Source organism: Pseudomonas yangonensis (assembly GCF_009932725.1).
In the GTDB taxonomy this organism is placed as follows: Bacteria; Pseudomonadota; Gammaproteobacteria; order Pseudomonadales; family Pseudomonadaceae; genus Aquipseudomonas; species Aquipseudomonas yangonensis.
This window is the reverse complement of the sequence record NZ_BLJU01000001.1, coordinates 1-20,360: the sequence shown is the minus strand read 5'-3', so window position 1 is coordinate 20,360 and position 20,360 is coordinate 1. Positions and strand designations below refer to the sequence as shown.

Below are 20,360 nucleotides of genomic sequence, written 5' to 3'. Positions count from 1 at the left end.
CATGAATCTGCGCAAAACTCTTCACACCATTGCCCTTCTCTGCACCCCGGCGCTGGCGTTCGCCCATCCCGGGCATGGCGATTCCGGGCTGATGGCCGGCCTGGCCCACCCGGTGTTCGGCCTCGATCACCTGCTGGCGATGTTCGCCGTCGGCCTGTGGGCCGCGCAGCAAAGCGGCGCGGCGCGCTGGGCGCTGCCCGTGACCTTCGTCGGCAGCATGCTGATTGGCGGTCTGCTGGGTTTCGCCGGTGTGGAAATCCCGCTGATGGAAACCGGTATCGCCGGCTCGGTGCTGGCCTTCGGTCTGCTGGTGGCCGTGGCGGCGCGCCTGCCGATGGCCGCCTCCATGACCCTGACTGCGCTATTCGCCCTGACCCACGGCGTCGCCCACGGCCTGGAGCTGCCGGACCTGGCCAGCCCCTTCGGCTACGCCGTCGGCTTCGTCGCCGCCACCGCAGCGCTGCATGCCATCGGCTTCGCCCTGGTGCGTTTCCTGCCGCAAGCAGCGGCACCGCTGGTGCGTATCGCTGGCAGCGCTTCGGCAGTAACCGGTGTCTGGCTGCTGGCGAGCTGAATCTATTTGGTACTGCGCGGTAACGGGTATGGCGTCGCTGGGTCACAAGGCTCCGAGCCGTGCTCGAAGCCCTGTCTCATGCAGCGCCTCACCCTCGCCCCGCTGCTGGTCGGAGCGGCCTTGCCGACACTCGCGTGACTCACGCGTCCGGCAAGCCCCGCTCGAAGACCCGTGCCGGCGCCCGCTGAGCAGGCTGGCGAAAAACTCAGCGGTTGCCTGAGCCGCAGCAACGACGGGTCGCGACAAAACCCGCCCCCAACTTATGCACAGGAAGATCAACAGTTCCGGGGATAACCAGCACGTTGCCGCGTTGGGCCCTCCCAGGCTATGGACAAAACTGCGCGTTTTCTATCTCGGGCGGGCATCACGCAGCGCTGTACAAAAATCACACAAAGCGCTGAAGTACTTGTAATACGTGGGATTCAGCAATGGGTACAGAAGTTATCAACAACATCACCCACAACTATCGTGGACAAACCCAAGACCCTGTCTATACACCTTCGGAACATGTCAAGTGCCTGTGCACAAAGGAAAATCCCGCCTGCTCAAATCTTCACCAACAGGATGAAAGCGGCGTTTCTAGGGTTTCGCAGGCGAGAACCACCAGCTTATCCACAATTCTTTCAACAGCCTGCGTGGAAAACTTTATTTTCATTTCCCGGCACACTGCCTGCTTGGGTCAGTGGCCTCCGTTCTCCTGCCTGTTAAGGACGCTTCATGTTCAGTTTCTTTCTCGCCGCCATGCTCCTGGGCTTCGTGTTCAACGCCGCCCCGGGAGCCGTGTTCAGCGAAACGTTGCGCCGCGGCTTGCGTGACGGCTATCGCCCCGCCTTGCTGGTGCAGATCGGCTCGCTGGTCGGCGACGCCACCTGGGCGGCCCTCGGCCTGACCGGCCTGGCGCTGCTGCTCGACAGCGCGCAGATCCGTTATCCCCTGACCCTGGCCAGCGCCCTGTATCTGGCCTGGCTCGGCTATCAGTCGTTGCGCGACGCCCATCGCCCGCCGCAGCCGAACGACGGCGGCCAGGTCGCGGCTGGCAGTGCTTTCGCCGCGGGTGCCGCGTTGTCGCTGACCAACCCGCAGAACATCGTCTATTGGGCGGCCATGGGCGGGGCGATGGCGGCCATCGGCGTAGCCCAGCCAACGCCGACCCACCTGGCGGTGTTCTTCGCCGGCTTCATGGTGTCCTCGCTGCTCTGGTGTTTCATCTGCGCCGGCCTGGTGGATTGGTTTCGCCGCGCCGCGTCGTTGATCTGGCACCGTCTGACTTACGCGGCTTGCGGCGTGGTGCTGCTCGGGCTGGCCGGCATGAGTGCGCTGGAGCTGATGTGATGGAGTGACGGCTATCGTCCTCATCGAAACAATCTAAGGGCGCGACGTCAGCGGCGGGACTAGCCTGCACCCATGTCCCCGCGTCAGGAAGCCGCGCCATGCACCTCAACGACCTGCTCAAGCAACTGCTCGCCAGCTACGCCTGCGCCACCTGCGGCATCGATACACGCCACTGACCCTTGGTGGCAGCCCGGCGGCTGGTTAACCTTGGCGCACTCAGTCAAGGAGTTCGTCAATGTCCCTGCGTAGCGTCTGTGTCTTCTGTGGTGCCAGCCCCGGCGCCAGTCCCGTCTATCGTCAGGCCGCCGAAGCGCTCGGCCAGCACCTGGCCGAACGCGGCGTACGGCTGATCTATGGCGGCGGCGCCGTCGGTCTGATGGGTGTGGTCGCCGATGCAGCGCTGAATGCAGGTGGCGAGGTCATCGGCATCATCCCGCAGAGCCTGGAGCGTGCCGAAATCGGCCATCGTGGCCTGACCTGCCTGGAAGTGGTGGATGGCATGCACGCACGCAAGGCGCGCATGGCCGAGCTGGCCGACGCCTTCATCGCCCTGCCCGGCGGCCTCGGCACCCTGGAAGAGCTGTTCGAGGTCTGGACCTGGGGCCAGCTGGGCTACCACGCCAAGCCACTGGGCCTGCTGGAGGTGAATGGCTTCTACAGCAAGCTGGGGGATTTTCTCGATCACCTGGTGGCCGAACGCTTCGTGCGCCCGCAGCACCGCGAGATGCTGCAGATCGCGGACAGCCCGCAGGACCTGCTCGACGCCCTGAACGAGTGGCGTCCCAGTGCAGCACCGAAGTGGGTGGACCGCTCGCCCGTTTGAGCCTTTACGCAGACATGTAAGAACCTGCCCACGATCTCGCGAGCTAGAGCCATACAAGGCAAAAACAGGCGAGGAAGCGGAGTTTACGAGCTGTAAATGAGCATTCCGAGCCTGTTTTTAACGCAGTAAGGCCGACGCGCAGCAGATCGTGAACAGGTTCTGACACAATGCTACGCTCTGCGGCTTCTCCCCTACGGAAGCCGCAACATGGCCGGAAGCAGCCTGCTCGCCCTGATCGACGACATCAGCACTGTCCTTGATGACGTCGCCACCATGACCAAGATCGCCGCGCGCAAGACCGCCGGCGTGCTGGGTGACGACCTCGCTCTCAACGCCCAGCAGGTCACAGGCGTGCGCGCGGACCGCGAATTGCCGGTGGTCTGGGCCGTGGCCAAGGGCTCGCTGGTGAACAAGGCGATCCTGGTGCCGGCCGCGCTGCTGATCAGCGCCGTGGCGCCCTGGCTGGTGGTGCCCTTGCTGATGCTCGGCGGTCTGTTTCTCTGTTACGAAGGCGCGGAGAAACTGCTGCACAAATTGCTGCATCGGCATGAACCCGAGGAGCAGCAGGCACGTCTGGAGGTGATAGCCGACCCTGCGATCGACCTGGTGGCATTCGAGCGCGACAAGATTCGCGGCGCCGTGCGCACCGACTTCATTCTCTCCGCGGAAATCATCGCCATCACCCTCGGCACCGTCGCTACCGCCAGTTTTCTCAATCAGGTACTGGTGCTAAGCGGCATTGCCCTGGTGATGACCGCCGGCGTATACGGGCTGGTGGCCGGTATCGTCAAACTGGACGATGCCGGGCTTTACCTCAGCCAGCGCCCCAGCACCTTCGCCCAGGCCTGTGGCCGCGGCATCCTGCGTCTCGCGCCCTGGTTGATGAAGGCGCTGTCGGTGATCGGCACCGCAGCCATGTTCATGGTCGGTGGCGGCATCCTCAGCCATGGCCTGCCGCCCGTCGATGCCGCCGTGCATCACGCCGCGCAGTGGGTAGCCCAGGATGCAGGGCAGCTACTTTCGGCGCTGGTGCCGACGCTGCTCAATGCCGTGCTGGGTGTGCTCGCCGGCATGCTCAGCCTGCCGCTGGTTGCCCTTGGCACTCGCGTCTGGCAGATGCTTCGCCCATCCAGGAACAGCTGAGACGATCACTTCATGATCAGCCGGCGGTACCCTTCTACCGGTGCGGCCGGCACGCACTTTCCCCAAGCTTATCCACAGCTTGCTCCACGCTTTTCGGGGATAAGCCAGCGCAGCTCGACAGAAGCCCGCACATTTTCTCTGCGCACCTCCAATCAATTCATTACAAAGGATTTTTTTGCTTGGCAGGGGCGCCCTGAGCAAAACCTGACCAGCCACCCAGAAAGCCCGCAAAATCAGGCGCTGGAGCGCCGTTGCAGAGCTTCTCAACAGAGTTACCCACAGATTGTCGGGATAACCTCACGTGGCGTTCGGTCGCACCCACGAGTACTCAAAGCTGTGCGAATCTGTCCAGACCTGACCGGAAACTCAGAATCTGGAGGATTCACATGATGTTGCGTAACGCTGCTCTAATCGCTCTGCTCGGCCTGGCCAGCACCCCACTGCTCGCTGCCGAATGCTCGGTGGATGTCGAATCGACCGACCAGATGACCTTCAACACCCAAGCCATCTCCGTCAGCAAAAGCTGCGAGACCTTTACCGTCAATCTCAAGCACACCGGCTCGCTGCCCAAGACCGCCATGGGCCACAACTGGGTGCTGAGCAAGACCGCCGACATGCCCGGCATCGCTACCGACGGTATCCCCGCCGGCCCGGACGCCAGCTACCTCAAGGCGGGCGATGAGCGCGTCATCGCTCATACCGATCTGATCGGTGGTGGCGAGAGCACCTCGGTGACCTTCGATGTCAGCAAGCTGGCCGCCGGCGAGGACTACAGCTTCTTCTGCTCCTTCCCTGGCCACTACTCGATGATGAAAGGCAGCGTAAAGCTGGTCGACTGAGCCATCCCGAGCCGTGGAATTGCCGTCCAGGTGCATTCCACGGCATCACAGTGGCAGGCAGGCCAGCTATAGGCTGATCAGCACTCGCCATCGAGACTGGCGATCCAGCGATCGATCAACTCCAGCCCTTCGCGGTGGGAGGTGGAGCGGCCCAGTTCGGGCATCATGATGCTGGGGTCGGTGCTGTGCAGGCGGAAGCTCAGCACCGACTTCTCCGGCGCGCCGGGGTGGATATCCACCAGGCGGTCACCGGAGCCCTTGCCAGCTGCCACCGGTTGTTTGCATAGCCCGTAGGCGATGCCGAGCGGCGTGGCCGGATCGAGATAGAGACCGGATGTGCGCCCTGGCCCTGCTGGGTTATGGCAGTGCGAGCAGTTGGCATCCAGGTAGCTGCGCGCCAAGGCCTGTAGACCTTCTCCCGGAAGCGGCTCGCCCCAACGCGCATTGCGTGGCAGATCATTCGCCTCAGTCGGGACGTCCCGCAGAAAACCGACTGCCTGCCAGCGCCGCAACTGATTGGCAGTGCCATCGGCATAGGCGAATTCCTTGTTCAAATGCCTCACCTTTGGCCCCAGCGGCTGTACGCCCTTGCCGGCCTGCTCTTCATGACACCCCGCGCACTGATTGGCGTCAGGCACCTGATAGTCCACCGCCAGCACCTCGCCGCGCTCAGCGTGCAGCTTGAGGTCGAAGCTCGCGCCAGCCCACTCCAGCGTCGCCTCGCGCTGCTCGGCATCCCAGACGTAGGGCAAGGCGACCCAGCCCTGCTCCTGACGCAGCAGGATACGCGTCTCGATCAGCCTCACCCGTTCAAGCTCTACCACTTCGGCGTCGCGCTGCTCGCTACGCAGCAGGCGTCCATGAATGTCGCGCGGGTAGTAGAAGGTCTTGCTCAGTACCGTGCCCACCGGGTAATCGAAACGCGCCTCGCCGTACTTCGCGCTGCTGCCTTGCGGCATCCAGATGGTACGGAGCTTGTGCGCGTAGTCGGTGAACAGCGGCGTATTGAGGTCATAGGGCAACACGCCGTCGACTGGCTGCAGTTGGCCGTCACGCTGTTGCAGCACGCCCCAGCCACTGAGCGTTTCCGGATAGTTCTCGCCACTGGGCAGATAAAGAGGCGCACGCGGCTGCTGCTCGCAGCCTGCAAGCAGCACGACAGTGAGCACTAACCAAGCGTTTTTCATGCGCCCTCGCCTGCCTCGGCCAGTGCGGCGCGCAGCTCGACAGAAGGCAGGCGCGGCAGCTCGCAGCGATGCGGCTCTATATCGGTGCTGATGTTCTTATAGCCGCCCGGCCCATCGACATTGACGATGCCGGCGTCACCATTATCGACACAGATGGCCAGCTCGGGCGGCAGCTTACCGTCCACCAGCTTGTCAGGATTGACGTAGCCGTCCCAGAGAATGTCCGGCAGACGACCGTTGAGGCCGAACTGGGTCAGCTTAAGCGCCTTGAGCTCCAGGTTGTCAGGGCTGTCCCCCGCCGGGCCGAAGCGGTTGCCATGGATATGGATGGCTTCCGGATAGGGATCGAAATCCTCAGTGGTGGAGAGATCGGTGTAGCCGGTGCTGAAGTAACTGCTGACGATGACATTGGCCGTACGATGGTCGCCGATATCGTTGTCGAAGATTTCCACCTTGTCATTGGAGTTGACCAGCACGCCGGAGCCCGCCGGCACGCTGGCTACCGGCGTACCCTTGTGGCCGAAGTTCTTGTGGTTGTTGCCCTCGACCCTGTTGCGATAGACCCGTGTGGTGTGGCCCGGTTGCGGCAGGTTGGGCATGTTGAATACCAGGATGCCGCCGGTATTGCCGGTGGCGACGTTGTCGTAAACGTCGGCACCGATGGTGTTCTCGATCTCGATGCCGGCGACGTTGCGCTCGGCGCGGCTGTTGCGCACCACCACGTTGCGCGACTGACCGACGTAGATGCCGGCATCCGAAGCGCCTATGGCCACCACACCGTCGACCAGCACATTCTCGGTCTGCACCGGGTAGATGCCGTAGGCACCGTTCTCGGTCGCCGGACCGTTGGTCCACTCGGTGCGCACGCGGCGGATGATGATGTTCCTGCCGCCGACCACCTTGAGCGCATCGCCCTTGGTGTCCTCCAGCGCCAGGTCCTCGATGGTGAAGTCGGATGCATTCACCAGCAGCCCTTCGGCGCCAGACTTCTGCCCCTTGAAATTGAGGATGGTCTTGTCCATCCCGGCGCCCCTGAGGGTCACCCCGCTGACCTTGAGGCTGAGACTGCGGTCTAGCTGCCAGGTCCCGGCGGGAATCTCGATGACCTCCCCGTGCCTGGCCTTGATCAGCTGGGTCTGCAGCTGTTTCTGAAAGTCGAGGTTGGCGACGGGCGGCGCTTCGGAATCGCCGCACGCAGTCAGCAGCAGGGGCAGCGCAAGCAAAGAGAGGACGGCGGTGCGCATGGCAGGCTCCAGTATTCTTGTTTAATTGGCACCTTAGTACCAATTAAGACAAAAACCAAGAGCTGCCCGAATTGGACGCCAGGCAAGAAAACGCCAGCACGTGGCTGGCGTTCTTATTCAGCGCGGCGCGACCGGCCTGGGCTTCTTCTTTCCGCCGCCCGATTTGCCACCCTTCTTCTGCTCTTGCAGCTTGGCGAAGGCCGCCGCCTTGGCCTGCTCGCGCTTGTCCCAGGGCTTGGCGCCATCGCTGGCGCGTGGTGGCAGGCCGTTGTGCTGGGTCAGCACCTTGCCCACCTTCTTGCTGCCAGCCGGTGTCGAGTTCTTGCGTCGGGCGCTCTGGTACTCCTCGGTCTGCGGCTGGTAGGTGGGGATCAGGTGATGCTTGCCGTTGCCAATCAGGTCGGCACGGCCCATGCGCTCCAGCGCCTCACGCAACATCGGCCAGCCCTTGGGATCGTGATAGCGCAGAAAAGCCTTGTGCAGGCGACGCTGCTGCTCGCTCTTGACGATCTCCACGCCATCGCTCTTGTAAGTGACCTTGCGCAGCGGGTTCTTGCCCGAGTGATACATGGCCGTGGCGGTGGCCATCGGCGAGGGGTAGAACGCCTGCACCTGGTCGGCGCGGAAACCGTTGCGTTTGAGCCACAGGGCGAGGTTCATCATGTCCTCGTCGGTGGTGCCCGGATGCGCGGCGATGAAGTACGGGATCAGGTACTGCTCCTTGCCCGCCTCCTTCGAGAACTTCTCGAACATCTGCTTGAAGCGGTCGTAGCTGCCGATGCCCGGTTTCATCATCTTGTCCAGCGGGCCGCGTTCGGTGTGCTCCGGGGCGATCTTGAGATAACCGCCGACGTGGTGGGTGACCAGCTCCTTGACGTACTCCGGCGACTCCACCGCCAGGTCATAGCGCAGGCCCGAAGCGATCAGGATCTTCTTCACGCCCGGCAGCGCACGCGCCTTGCGGTACAGCTCGATCAGGGAGGAGTGGTCGGTATTGAGGTTCTCGCAGATACCGGGGAACACGCACGACGGCTTGCGGCAGTGCTTCTCGATTTCCGGGTCCTTGCAGGCGATGCGGTACATGTTGGCGGTCGGCCCGCCGAGGTCGGAGACCACGCCGGTGAAGCCCGGCACCTTGTCTCGCATCTCTTCGATCTCGCGGATGATCGACTCGTGCGAACGGTTCTGGATGATGCGGCCTTCGTGCTCGGTGATCGAGCAGAAGGTACAGCCACCAAAGCAGCCGCGCATGATGTTCACCGAAAAACGGATCATCTCGTAGGCCGGAATCTTTTCCTTGCCATAGGCCGGGTGCGGCACGCGCGCATAGGGCATACCGAACACGTAATCCATTTCCTCGGTGGTCATGGGGATGGGTGGCGGGTTGAACCACACGTCCACCTCGCCATGCTTCTGCACCAGCGCGCGGGCGTTGCCCGGGTTGGTTTCCAGGTGCAGCACACGGTTGGCGTGGGCGTAAAGTACCGGGTCGTTGCGCACCTTTTCGAACGACGGCAGGCGAATCACCGTCTTGTCTCGGGTCATGCGCGGACTTTCGAGAATCTGCACCACCTTGGCTTCGTTGGGGTCTTCGACAGGCCCCTTGGCCTGCTCGATGGCGCAGGCTTCCATGTCCTGGGTGTTGACGTAAGGGTTGATGATCTTGTCGACGCGGCCGGGGCGGTCGATACGGGTCGAGTCGACCTCGAACCAGCCTTCGGGGGTGTCGCGGCGAATGAACGCGGTGCCGCGCACATCGGTGATGGCTTCGACCTTCTCGCCTCGCGACAGACGCTGGGCGATCTCCACAACGGCGCGCTCGGCATTGCCGTAGAGCAGGATGTCGGCGGTGGCGTCCATCAGGATCGAGCGGCGCACCTTGTCTTGCCAGTAGTCGTAGTGGGCGATACGGCGCAGGGAGGCCTCAATGCCGCCGAGGATAACCGGCACGTGGGTGTAGGCCTCCTTGCAGCGCTGGCTGTAGACCAGGCTGGCGCGATCCGGGCGCTTGCCGGCCAGACCGCCGGGTGTGTAGGCGTCGTCGGAGCGAATCTTCTTGTCCGCGGTGTAGCGGTTGATCATCGAGTCCATGTTACCGGCCGCCACGCCGAAGAACAGGTTCGGCTCGCCGAGCTTCATGAAGTCGTCTTTGCTGCGCCAGTCCGGCTGGGCAATGATGCCGACCCGGAAGCCCTGGGCCTCGAGCAGGCGACCGATGATGGCCATGCCGAACGAAGGATGATCGACGTAGGCATCACCGGTGACGATGATGATGTCGCAGCTGTCCCAACCGAGCTGATCCATCTCTTCCCGGCTCATCGGCAGGAAGGGCGCAGGCCCGAAACACTCGGCCCAGTACTTGGGATAGTCGAACAGCGGCTTGGCGGCTTGCATATTTTTTGATCAATGGGCTATCACGAGGGGCGCGGATAATAGCACAAATTTTGACCAAACCAGACTATTACGCTGGGTTAAGCCATGAGCAGCTCAGCTGAAGAACGCTGAATCGCCAGTGCTGGCCTCCTCATCCTGCCGCTCTTGCGACCAGCGCAGGTACTAAAGTTAAAGTCGGGCGCTCCTGCAGTAGCCATACGCCATATTTGTTTTCGTCCGATAACAATCCTGTGCATATACTCAAACACTTTTCGGCCAGTCGACTCCAGGACTCCTATGCTGCAGCGCTTCGCCTTCCTGTTCGCTCTTCTGCTCGGACTGTCCACCACGGGCCTGGCCATGGCGGCCATAACGCTCACCGACGCCAGCAGCGGCATGCCGCTCAACCCCCATATCGAGCTACTGGAAGACGTTGACGGCAGCCTGACCATCGACGACCTCGCAGCCCCTGAACAACAGTCTCGCTTTCGCCCAGCCAATGGCCGCGCCAGTGTCGGCCAGAGCCTGAATCCATGGTGGATCAAGCTCACCCTGCAACGCGAAATGCGTGCTCCGGCTCGCTGGGTGCTGGAAGTAGGCTCGGTGACGCAGCTCGACCTGCAGCTTTACCAACCGAATGGCCAGGGCGGCTGGCAGCTACGCCAGTCCGGCGAACGCGTCCCCTTCCGCGACAGTCGCGACTACCCTTACCGGCGAATGGTGTTCGACCTGCCTACGCTCGGTGATCAGCCGACAACCTTCTACCTGCGCGCCTTTGATCCTGCCGGCAACTCCTTCCCGCTGCGCATCTGGCAGGCAGATGACCTCACGCAACTGGCCGCACGCGAGAACTTGGCGCTAGGCGTCATCTACGGCGTAGTTTTCGCGCTGCTGCTGTACAACCTGTTCATTCTCATCTCGCTGCGCGACAAGGCCTACTTCTGGTATGTGCTGACCACCGCCTTCGCCCTGCTCTTCATCATGAGCATGACCGGGCATGGTGCGCAGTATCTGTGGCCGCATCATCCGGTGCCGGCCTGGCTCGACCGCATCACCCTGCCTTCGCTATGGGGCCTGTTCGCCAGCCGCTTCACCCAGACGCTGCTACAAACCAAGCAGTATGTGCGCTGGGCCCACCATCTGCTGAACATGGCCTGCGTGATCTACCTTGTCGCCATTGCCCTGACCCTGTTCGATCAACGCTATCTGGCGGCCTGGGCCATCGCCCTGCTGTCGCTGACCAGCATACCCGCCGCTCTCGGTAGCGCCGTGGTGCGCTGGCGCCAGGGCTTCTTTCCCGCGCAGCTGTACCTCTACGGCTATGGCCTGGTTCTGGGCAGCGTGGCCATTCTGCTGCTGCGCACCACTGGCATCCTGCAGCCGGCCGAATGGAACGCCTACGTATTCCCGTTGGCGGTGGCCGCCGAATCCATCCTGTTCTCTTTCGCCCTGGCTTACCGCATTCAGATACTCAAGCAGGAGCGTGCCGTAGCGCTGCAACAGGCGGATCGCGAGAAGACGGCACGCCTGGCTCAGTTGCAGGCCAGTGCCGACGAACTGCAGGCTGCGGTGACTGCGCGCACCGCGGAGCTGGCCGCGACCAACGAACAACTGCGCGAACGTGAGCGCGAGCTGCAACACGCGGCCTTCCACGACCCGCTGACCGAGCTACCCAACCGGCGCTATCTGGTCGAGCGCTGCGAATCGGCCCTCGGCCATGCCGAGCGGCACAAGGAAAGCGTGGCACTGCTGCTGATCGACCTGGATCACTTCAAGCCGATCAATGATCGCTTCGGCCACGCGGCCGGTGACCTGATGCTGCAGGTGATCGCCAAACGCCTGCGCGATCACGTTCGAGTAGGCGATGCGGTCGCCCGGCTGGGCGGTGACGAATTCGCCGTCCTGATCTGCGGCAGCGATGCCGAAAGCCAGGCCCGGGAAATCGCCGAACGCCTGCTGGCGGAGTTGTCCGAGCCGGTGCACTACGGCGCCGAGCGCCTGCGCGTGACCATCAGCATCGGCGTGGCGCTTTATCCACGCCATGCGAAGAACTTCACCGGGCTTTACAAGATCGCCGACCAGTCGCTTTATCGCGTCAAGGAACTGGGACGCTCAGGCGCGCGCGTGCACGGCGATGATGGGGAGCTGAGCGAACAGGCCTGCCTGCAGCTGGACATCCTCAAAGTACCCAGCGGCCTGGCCTAGCCGATATAGCGACGCGGCACCCGCGCGGTGACTTTGCTCAGCAGCTCATAGCCGATGGTGCCACACGCTGCTGCCACTTCATCCAGCGGCAGATTGGCGCCCCAAAGCTCCACCGGCGAATCGACATCAGCCGCGGGCAGGTCGGTGATGTCCACAGCCAGCATGTCCATCGACACCCGGCCCGCCAGAGTCGCGCGCTGTCCACCGACCAGCACCGGTGTGCCGCTCGGCGCATGCCGCGGATAACCATCGGCATAACCGCAACTGACCGTGGCGATACGCGACGGCCGTTCGGCAACCCAGGTCGCGCCATAACCGACACTTTCACCGACTGCCACTTCACGCACGGCGATGACCCGAGCGGCGAGGGTCATTGCCGGTTTCAGCCCAAGCTCACGCGCGCTCAGTTCGGCGAACGGGGTCGCGCCGTAGAGCATGATGCCGGGGCGCAGCCAGTCCATGTGCGCGGCGGGAATGGTCAACACTGCCGCTGAGTTGGCCAGCGAACGATGATTGAAATCCAGATCCAGCAACTCGAGAAAACGTTCTACCTGCAGCTCGGTGAGCGGATGCCCACGCTCGTCGGCACAGGCGAAATGACTGAGCAGGTTGAGCTCGGCGACCTGCTCGGCATCTTCAAGTCGCGCATGCCATTGGCGCAGGCTGGTGGAGTCAAAGCCAAGGCGATGCATGCCGGAATCCAGCTTGAGCCAGACGTTGAGTGGCCGCACCAGCTCACTGGCGAGCAGCGCCTCGGCCTGCGCCGCACTCTGCACCACCAGATCCAGCCCCAGCTGCGCAGCGATGGCGTACTCGCTGGCCTCGAAACAGCCCTCGAGCAGCAGGATACGTGCCTCGCCATGCAAGGCGCGTACTTCTGCCGCCTCCTCCAGGCAGGCCACGGCGTAGCCGTCAGCAACATCGTGAAGCGCCGTTACCACCTCACGCACGCCGTGCCCGTAGGCATTGGCCTTGACTACCGCAAAGGCCTGACGCCCGGGCGCGCAGCGCTTGGCGACCGCATAGTTATGGGCAATAGCAGAGAGGTCGACGATGGCGGCAAGCGGGCGCATGAGGGAAAGCCTGAACGAAAAACGGGTGCCCATCTTAACCGCTGGGCACCCGTTTTCATTGAGCGAAATCAGCTACAGGCTACAGGCTACAGGCTACAGGCTACAGGCTACAGGCTACAGGCTACAGAGCATGCGAAACGGCACAGTTCCCGGGTCAAGCGCTTTTGGGCTTTCAGCCTGCGGCCTGCAGCTTGGGGCCTGTAGCCGCTGTTATTCGTCCTCGAACTGATAACTGCCCGGCGCCAGGTTCTCGAAGCGCGAATACTTGCCGAGGAAGGCCAGGCGCGCAGTGCCGAGCGGACCGTTACGCTGCTTGCCGATGATGATCTCGGCCACGCCCTTGTACTCGGTTTCCGGGTGGTACACCTCGTCACGGTAGACGAACAGAATGATATCGGCGTCCTGCTCGATCGCCCCGGACTCACGCAGGTCGGAGTTGATCGGGCGCTTGTTGGGCCGCTGTTCCAGACCACGGTTGAGCTGTGACAGGGCGATCACCGGGCAATTGAACTCCTTGGCCAGCCCCTTGAGCGAGCGCGAGATTTCCGAGATCTCGTTGACCCGACTGTCGCCACTGGAGCCTGGAATCTGCATGAGCTGCAGGTAGTCGACCATGATCAGGCCAATCTCGCCGTGCTCACGCGCCAGGCGCCGCGTGCGCGCACGCATCTCGCTGGGAGAAATGCCCGCCGTATCGTCGATGAACAGCTTGCGATCGTTGAGCAGATTGACCGCGCTGGTCAGACGCGGCCAATCGTCATCGTCGAGCTTACCAGAACGCACCTTGGTCTGGTCGATGCGCCCCAGCGAGGCGAGCATACGGATGACGATGGATTCCGAGGGCATTTCCAGCGAATAGACGAGAATCGCCTTGTCGCTGCGCATCAGAGCGTTCTCCACCAGGTTCATGGCGAAGGTGGTCTTACCCATCGACGGACGACCGGCGACGATGATCATGTCGGCCGGCTGCAGGCCGCTGGTCAGGTTGTCCAGGTCATCGAAACCGGTCGACAGGCCGGTGATCGCCTCGCCCAGATTGAACAACGTATCGATACGGTCGATGGCCTTGACCAGAATGTCGTTGATGCCAACCGGGCCGCCGGTCTTGGGTCGGTCTTCAGCAATCTGGAAAATCAGCCGCTCGGCCTCGTCGAGAATCTCCTCGCCGGTACGGCCTTCCGGCGCATAGGCGCTGTCGGCGATCTCGTTGCTGATACTGATCAGTTTGCGCAGGGTGGCGCGCTCACGAATGATCTGCGCGTAGGCCTTGATGTTGGCGACCGACGGCGTGTTCTTGGCCAGCTCGGCGAGATAAGCCAGGCCTCCGACCTGCGACAGCTGTCCTTCCTTGTCCAGCTGTTCGGACAGGGTGACCACGTCGAAAGGCTCGTTACGCTCGGCCAGCTTGAAGATCGCACGGAAGATCAGACGGTGGTCGTGGCGGTAGAAATCGGTATCGGAAACACCGTCGAGCACACGCTCCCAGGCATTGTTGTCGAGCATCAAACCGCCCAGTACCGCCTGCTCCGCCTCGATGGAGTGCGGAGGCACTTTCAGGGCAGCTGTCTGCAGGTCGTATTGCTCGGGAATGCTGATGTCGTTCATAGGCTCGAGAGGAAAATGCTGCGATAGAAAAACAAAGGGCACGGATCGCCGAAGCGATGCCGTGCCCGATTGTCAGCAGACCTGCACCTGAGCGCAAGCCCGCCTGGCGGCTGCTAGCTAGAGTCTGTTCATGATCCCGCGAGCTAGAGCCCTGCAAGGCGAACGCTGGTGAGCAAGCGCAGTTTACGAGTGGTAAATGAGCATTGCGAACCAGCGTTCAACGCAGCAGGGCCGACGCGCAGCCGATCATGGGCGGGCTCTTAGGCGGCGACCACAATTACCTTAACGGTGGCTTCGACGTCGGTGTGCAGGTGCACAGCTACGTCGTACTCGCCGACCTGACGGATGGTACCGTTGGGCAGGCGAACTTCGGCCTTGGCCACTTCAACGCCGGAGGCGGTCAGGGCGTCAGCGATGTCGTGAGTACCGATCGAACCGAACAGCTTGCCTTCATCGCCAGCGGTGGCGGTGATGGTGACTTCCAGCTCAGCCAGTTGAGCAGCGCGAGCTTCAGCGGAAGCTTTCTTCTCGGCAGCCAGTTTTTCCAGCTCGGCGCGGCGGGCTTCGAACGCAGCTACGTTCTCAGCAGTAGCAGCGGTGGCCTTGCCTTGCGGCAGCAGGAAGTTACGGCCGTAACCGGCTTTAACATTCACTTTGTCGCCCAGGTTGCCCAGATTGGCGATTTTTTCCAGCAGGATGACTTCCATTTGGGTCTTACCTCTTAACTTTTAACCTTCACCGTCCGCGGGCCCGCTCTTGCGAGCGAGGCGACCGCGAAAATCAAACAGACTGTCGACCATGGCCAGGACCACCAATAGCGGATAGATCAGCTGCATGAACAGCAGGAGCGTGATGTACATGCCTACCAGCCAGAAGCGAGCGAGCCCCCCTTTTTCTACCAGGCCGTGCACCAGGGCGATCCCGGCGAACAGCAGCGGCACACTGCACAGCGGCGTAAGCATGGCCAACTGCGGTCCCAGATTGGGGCCTAGCATCATGCCCACCAGCAGCAACAGCGCCTGCGGCAGCGGCAGTCTCAGCGCGCGAAACTCGCGACCGAAACCGCCAGGGTTGTACAACACGGCCTGCCAGTAACGCCCAAGAATCAGGCTCAGCAAGCTCAGGATCTGCAGCAAGGCTGCCAGCAATCCGGTCAGCACCGGTGCGATCAGCGCTTCGAGACGCTCGCGTTCACTCACCGACAATTGCTGGTGAGCCCCATCGAACATGGTCGGCAAAAGCTTCTGCAGCTCGCCGGCCATGGCCTCGATGGGTTCGCGGAACACCGCCCCGAGGACCAACCCGTACACCAGGCCCAGCGCCACACTGCACAGCAGTATGCGGTTCCAGGTCCAACTGGCGCGCAACAACAACGCCAGGCTCAGCGCACCGACCAGCACCAGCAAGGTGCGCGGTTCGCCGAAATACCACCAGGCTATCGCCGGCAGCATGGCCCAGGCCAGGATGCCCATGGCATCACTGGCTCCGCGCCGCAACAGCACCAGGCTGCCAGCGGCTGCACTCAACCAGAACAACAGCGGCATCGCTGCCGATCCCACCACCACAAGGGTGGCCTGCATACGGCCGCGCATGATGTATTCAGCCAGGGCGCGCATGCGATCTATTCCTTAACGCTTGTCGACTATCCGATCTCAGCGGCCGTGGCTGTCGGTGTAGGGCAGCAGGGCCAGGAAGCGGGCGCGCTTGATAGCGGTGGCCAGCTGACGCTGATAACGAGCCTTGGTACCGGTGATACGGCTAGGAACGATCTTGCCGGTTTCCGAGATGTAGGCTTTCAGGGTGTTGAGATCTTTGAAATCGATCTCTTTCACGTCTTCAGCGGTGAAGCGGCAGAATTTACGACGACGGAAGAAACGTGCCATGTGATTGGCTCCTCAATAGATCCGTGGATTACTCGTCAGCGTTGTCGCTGTCGTTGTTGTCGCTGTCATCGCTGTCGTTGGACTCGGCGTTTTCAGGACGTTCACGACGCTCGCGGCGCTCACTGCGGTTTTCTTCGGCCTTCAGCATCTCGGACTGGCCAGTGACGGCCTCGTCGCGACGGATGACCAGGTTACGGATCACGGCGTCGTTGTAGCGGAAGTTGTCTTCCAGCTCGGCCAGGGCCTTGCCGGTGCACTCTACGTTGAGCATCACGTAGTGGGCTTTGTGGACGTTGTTGATGGCGTAAGCCAGCTGACGACGGCCCCAGTCTTCCAGGCGGTGAATCTTGCCACCGTCTTCTTCGATCAGCTTGGTGTAACGCTCGACCATGCCGCCGACTTGCTCGCTCTGGTCCGGGTGAACCAGAAAGATGATTTCGTAATGACGCATAAATGCTCCTTACGGGTTGTAGCCTGCCAACTAAAGTGGTCAGGCAAGGAGTGGGTTTTTCTCGTGATGAGCTTGCCGGGCGGTAGGCGCAAAAAGGCCTGCCGTCACGGCAAGGGGCGCCATTCTAGAGAACCCCCCTGCCGCACGCAAGGCGAATTGGCGATTATTTGAGCAATCAGCCCTTGGCCTGACGCTGGCGCACCGCCTCGAACAGGCAGACGCCGGTGGCGACCGAAACGTTGAGACTGCTGACGCTGCCGCCCATGGGCAGCTTGACCAGGTAATCGCAGTGCTCGCGGGTCAGGCGGCGCATGCCCTTGCCCTCGGCGCCCATGACCAGCACCGTCGGGCCGGTCATGTCGAGCTGGTACAGCTCCTGCTCCACCTCACCGGCGGTGCCGACCACCCACAGGCCCTTCTTCTGCAGTTTTTCCAGAGTACGTGCCAGGTTGGTCACGGCCACCAGCGGGATGACCTCAGCCGCGCCGCAGGCCACCTTGCGCACGGTGGCGTTGAGGGTGGCGGATTTGTCCTTGGGCACGATCACCGCCAGCGCCCCCGCGGCATCGGCGGTGCGCAGGCAGGCGCCAAGATTGTGCGGGTCGGTGACACCATCGAGCACCAGCAGCAGGGGCACGCCCTCGCTACGCTCGAGCAGCTCGTCGAGCATGTTTTCGCCCCAGACTTGGCTCGGGCTGACCTCGGCGACCACGCCCTGGTGCACGCCCTCGGCCCATTCGTCCAGCTCCTGACGCTCCTTGTGCCCGACCGGCACGCGGTGCTGCGCCGCCAACTCCAGCATCGGCTGGATACGCGGCGCCTGGCGGCTCTCGGCGAGCCACAATTGCTTGACCCGCTTGGGATGGTGGCGCAACAGCGCTTCCACGGCATGCACGCCGTAGACCTTTTCCAACTGACTCATCGTTTCGCCTTACGCTTGCTCGGCTTGCTACCGCTTGTCTCGTCCTTGGCCTTCGGCGCAGGCGCACCCTTGCGATGGCCGGAGGTTTTCTTCGCCGGCGCCTTGCCACCGCTCTTCTTGGCGCTATCGAGCAGGGCCTTCTTCACCTCGCGGCTTTTCTGCACGTCGGTATTGCCCATGCCCCGCGACTTGCCAGCACGACGCGCATCATCGTCCTTGCCGGTCTTGCCCTGACTCAGCTCGAAGTCGATCTTGCGCTCGTCCAGATCGACGCGCATCACCTTGACCTCGACACTGTCGCCAAGACGGAAGCTGCGGCCGCTGCGCTCGCCGGACAGGCGGTGGTGAACCGGGTCGAAGTGGTAGTAGTCGGCCGGCAGCGCGGTCACGTGCACCAGGCCTTCGACGTAGATGTCACGCAGCTCGACGAAGATACCGAAACCGGTCACCGCAGTGATCACACCAGCGAAGGTCTCGCCGACGCGGTCCTGCATGAACTCGCACTTGAGCCAGTTGACCACGTCACGGGTCGCCTCGTCGGCGCGGCGCTCGGTCATCGAGCACTGCTCGCCGAGCTTTTCCAGGGTCGCCTCATCGTACGGATAGATGCGCGCCTTGGGCATGGTCGCTGCACCGGCACGCTCCACGTGTTTGGTTTCGCGCTTGGAGCGGATCACGCTGCGAATGGCGCGGTGCACCAGCAGATCGGGGTAGCGACGAATCGGCGAGGTGAAGTGGGTATAGGCCTCGTAATTGAGGCCGAAGTGACCTTCGTTCTGCGCGCTGTATACCGCCTGGCTCAGCGAGCGCAGCATCACGGTCTGGATCAGGTGGTAGTCCGGGCGCTCGCGGATGCTCTCCAGCAGACGCTGATAGTCCTTGGGCGAGGGGCCGTCCTTGGACTTGCCACGCTGCAGCGACAGCCCCAGCTCACCGAGGAAGGCCTTGAGCTTTTCCAGGCGCTCGAGCGGCGGCCCGTCGTGCACGCGGTACAGCGACGGGATCTCGTGATCCTGCATGAAGCGCGCAGTGGCGACGTTGGCGGCCAGCATGCACTCCTCGATCAGCTTGTGCGCATCGTTGCGCTGGGTCGGGCGGATCTCGTCGATCTTGCGATCGGTGCCGAAGATGATTCGCGTCTCCTGCGTCTCGAAGTCGATGGCGCCGCGCTCGTGACGCGCCGCGACCAGCACCTGGTACAGCGCATAGAGCTGGTTGAGGTGCGGCAGGACTTCCTTGTACTCGCTGCGCAGGGACTTGCCCTCGCTGCTCTTGGGATCTTCCAGCATCAGGCTGACCTTGTTGTAGGTCAGACGCGCGTGGGAGTGGATCACCGCCTCGTAGAACTTGTAGTCGACCATCTGGCCGCTCTTGGACATGGTCATTTCGCAGACCATGGCCAGCCGATCAACATGCGGGTTGAGCGAGCACAGGCCGTTGGACAGCTCCTCCGGCAGCATCGGCACGACGCGCTCGGGGAAGTACACCGAGTTGCCACGCTCGACCGCCTCGGCGTCCAGCGCCGAACCGACCTTGACGTAGTGCGACACGTCGGCGATAGCCACGTAGAGTTTCCAGCCACCGGAGAACAGCTTCCAGCGGCTGCTGTTCTTCTCGCAGTACACGGCGTCGTCGAAGTCGCGCGCATCCTCGCCGTCGATGGTGACGAAAGGCAGATGGCGCAGGTCGATGCGCTTCTCCTTATCCTTCTCCTCCACCTCGGGCTTGAGCTTGCGCGCTTCCTTGATCACGCCTTCGGGCCAGACATGCGGGATGTCGTAGCTGCGCAGCGCCACGTCGATCTCCATGCCCGGCGCCATGTAGTTGCCGATCACCTCGACGATGTCGCCCTGCGGCTGGAAGCGCTGGGTCGGCCAGTGGGTGATCTTGATCTCGACGAACTGGCCGACGCGCGCACCGGCGGTGCGACCGGGGGTGACCAGCACTTCCTGCTGGATCTTGGGATTGTCGGCGACGACGAAGCCGATGCCGTTCTCTTCGTAATAACGGCCGACGATGCTCTCATGAGCGCGTTCGATCACCTCGACGATGCCCCCTTCACGGCGACCGCGCCGGTCGAAACCCGCCACCCGCACCAACGCGCGATCACGATCGAACACCAGGCGCATCTGCGCCGGACTGAGGAACAGATCGTCGCTGCCGTCGTCCGGCACGAGGAAGCCGAAGCCATCGCGGTGACCACTGATGCGGCCGCAGATCAGATCGAGCTTGTCCACCGGCGCGTAGGTGCCGCGGCGGGTATAGATCAGTTGGCCATCGCGCTCCATGGCGCGCAGACGGCGGCGCAGCGCCTCGAGCTGGTCTTCGGTGTCGAGACCGAATTCTTCGACCAGCTGCTCGCGGCTGGCGGGCGAACCCCGTTCGGCCAGGTGGGCCAGAATCAGTTCGCGGCTAGGGATGGGGTTGTCGTATTTTTCCGCCTCGCGGGCGGCCTCGGGATCGAGGGATTGCCAATCGGCCATGTAGGAAGGATTACCTATGCTTATGTAAAGAGGTGTATGCCATCTGCCTATTGAAGCGCGAAAACGTCATTCGCGGCAGCTTTTCCGGCGACAATAATTTTTTTGGGGTCAGGGGTTTACAAGGTAAATGCCCGCCCGTATAGTTCGCGCCCACAGCGTCGAGCAGACGTTGTAACACGAAGCCGATGATGATTCATCGTTTTCAGTGCCCAGGTGGCGGAAT

The 20,360-nt window shown here is 62.6% G+C and carries 17 protein-coding genes; 6 read left to right on the top strand and 11 right to left on the bottom strand.

All coding sequences use genetic code 11. The annotated features are described in order from the left end of the window. Position 1 precedes the first annotated feature (1 nt). The 5 genes from GYB81_RS00085 (at position 2) to azu (ending at position 4,711) form a co-directional block, all read left to right on the top strand. Positions 2-574, top strand: a complete 573-nt coding sequence (locus tag GYB81_RS00085; RefSeq protein WP_161864750.1) for a HupE/UreJ family protein — start codon at positions 2-4, stop codon at positions 572-574. Positions 575-1,291: 717 nt separating this feature from the next. After that, a complete protein-coding gene (locus GYB81_RS00080) occupies positions 1,292-1,906 on the top strand; it encodes a LysE family transporter (RefSeq protein ID WP_161864749.1) in 615 nt (204 codons plus the stop codon). A gap of 235 nt (positions 1,907-2,141) precedes the next feature. Then, positions 2,142-2,729: a cytokinin riboside 5'-monophosphate phosphoribohydrolase gene (locus GYB81_RS00075; RefSeq protein ID WP_161864748.1), complete on the top strand. Its 588-nt coding sequence runs from the start codon at positions 2,142-2,144 to the stop codon at positions 2,727-2,729. Between the two features lie 207 nt (positions 2,730-2,936). Continuing rightward, complete coding sequence (locus GYB81_RS00070) at positions 2,937-3,872, top strand: DUF808 domain-containing protein (protein ID WP_161864747.1); 936 nt, start codon at positions 2,937-2,939, stop codon at positions 3,870-3,872. Between the two features lie 389 nt (positions 3,873-4,261). Continuing rightward, positions 4,262-4,711, top strand: coding sequence for an azurin (gene azu, locus GYB81_RS00065; RefSeq protein WP_024306788.1), 450 nt, complete (start codon positions 4,262-4,264; stop codon positions 4,709-4,711). Positions 4,712-4,788: 77 nt separating this feature from the next. On the opposite strand, the gene GYB81_RS00060 is transcribed toward azu, so the two are convergent. The 3 genes from GYB81_RS00060 to GYB81_RS00050 form a co-directional block, all read right to left on the bottom strand. Next, a complete protein-coding gene (locus GYB81_RS00060; protein WP_161864746.1) occupies positions 4,789-5,898 on the bottom strand; it encodes an SO2930 family diheme c-type cytochrome in 1,110 nt (369 codons plus the stop codon). After that, positions 5,895-7,142 (bottom strand): parallel beta-helix domain-containing protein, encoded by a 1,248-nt coding sequence (locus GYB81_RS00055; RefSeq protein WP_161864745.1) that lies wholly within the window; start codon positions 7,140-7,142, stop codon positions 5,895-5,897. Before GYB81_RS00055 ends, GYB81_RS00060 begins: the two co-directional genes overlap by 4 nt. 117 nt (positions 7,143-7,259) lie before the next feature. Further along, complete coding sequence (locus GYB81_RS00050; RefSeq protein ID WP_161864744.1) at positions 7,260-9,536, bottom strand: YgiQ family radical SAM protein; 2,277 nt, start codon at positions 9,534-9,536, stop codon at positions 7,260-7,262. Positions 9,537-9,812: 276 nt separating this feature from the next. Between GYB81_RS00050 and GYB81_RS00045 the strand changes: the two genes are divergently transcribed. Next, positions 9,813-11,720 carry a diguanylate cyclase gene (locus GYB81_RS00045; protein ID WP_161864743.1) on the top strand — a complete coding sequence of 636 codons (1,908 nt, stop codon included), beginning with the start codon at positions 9,813-9,815 and terminating at the stop codon, positions 11,718-11,720. Here the strand turns inward: GYB81_RS00045 and alr are convergent. From alr to rnr, 8 genes are all read right to left on the bottom strand, one after another. Further along, positions 11,717-12,793, bottom strand: a complete 1,077-nt coding sequence (gene alr, locus GYB81_RS00040; RefSeq protein WP_161864742.1) for an alanine racemase — start codon at positions 12,791-12,793, stop codon at positions 11,717-11,719. The genes GYB81_RS00045 and alr overlap by 4 nt on opposite strands. A gap of 210 nt (positions 12,794-13,003) precedes the next feature. Further along, a complete protein-coding gene (dnaB, locus tag GYB81_RS00035; RefSeq protein WP_024306768.1) occupies positions 13,004-14,398 on the bottom strand; it encodes a replicative DNA helicase in 1,395 nt (464 codons plus the stop codon). Between the two features lie 260 nt (positions 14,399-14,658). Continuing rightward, positions 14,659-15,105, bottom strand: a complete 447-nt coding sequence (rplI, locus tag GYB81_RS00030; protein ID WP_161864741.1) for a 50S ribosomal protein L9 — start codon at positions 15,103-15,105, stop codon at positions 14,659-14,661. Positions 15,106-15,126: 21 nt separating this feature from the next. Beyond that, positions 15,127-16,014: a YybS family protein gene (locus tag GYB81_RS00025; RefSeq protein WP_161864740.1), complete on the bottom strand. Its 888-nt coding sequence runs from the start codon at positions 16,012-16,014 to the stop codon at positions 15,127-15,129. A 36-nt stretch (positions 16,015-16,050) separates the two neighbouring features. After that, entirely contained in the window at positions 16,051-16,281 is a 231-nt protein-coding gene (rpsR, locus tag GYB81_RS00020) for a 30S ribosomal protein S18 (RefSeq protein ID WP_003246847.1), read from the bottom strand. Between the two features lie 28 nt (positions 16,282-16,309). Then, positions 16,310-16,732: a 30S ribosomal protein S6 gene (gene rpsF / locus GYB81_RS00015; protein WP_161864739.1), complete on the bottom strand. Its 423-nt coding sequence runs from the start codon at positions 16,730-16,732 to the stop codon at positions 16,310-16,312. A gap of 175 nt (positions 16,733-16,907) precedes the next feature. Next, positions 16,908-17,654 (bottom strand): 23S rRNA (guanosine(2251)-2'-O)-methyltransferase RlmB, encoded by a 747-nt coding sequence (gene rlmB, locus GYB81_RS00010; protein ID WP_161864738.1) that lies wholly within the window; start codon positions 17,652-17,654, stop codon positions 16,908-16,910. After that, on the bottom strand, positions 17,651-20,137 hold the full coding sequence (gene rnr, locus GYB81_RS00005) for a ribonuclease R (protein WP_161864737.1): 2,487 nt from the start codon (positions 20,135-20,137) through the stop codon (positions 17,651-17,653). Before rnr ends, rlmB begins: the two co-directional genes overlap by 4 nt. Positions 20,138-20,360 lie beyond the last annotated feature (223 nt).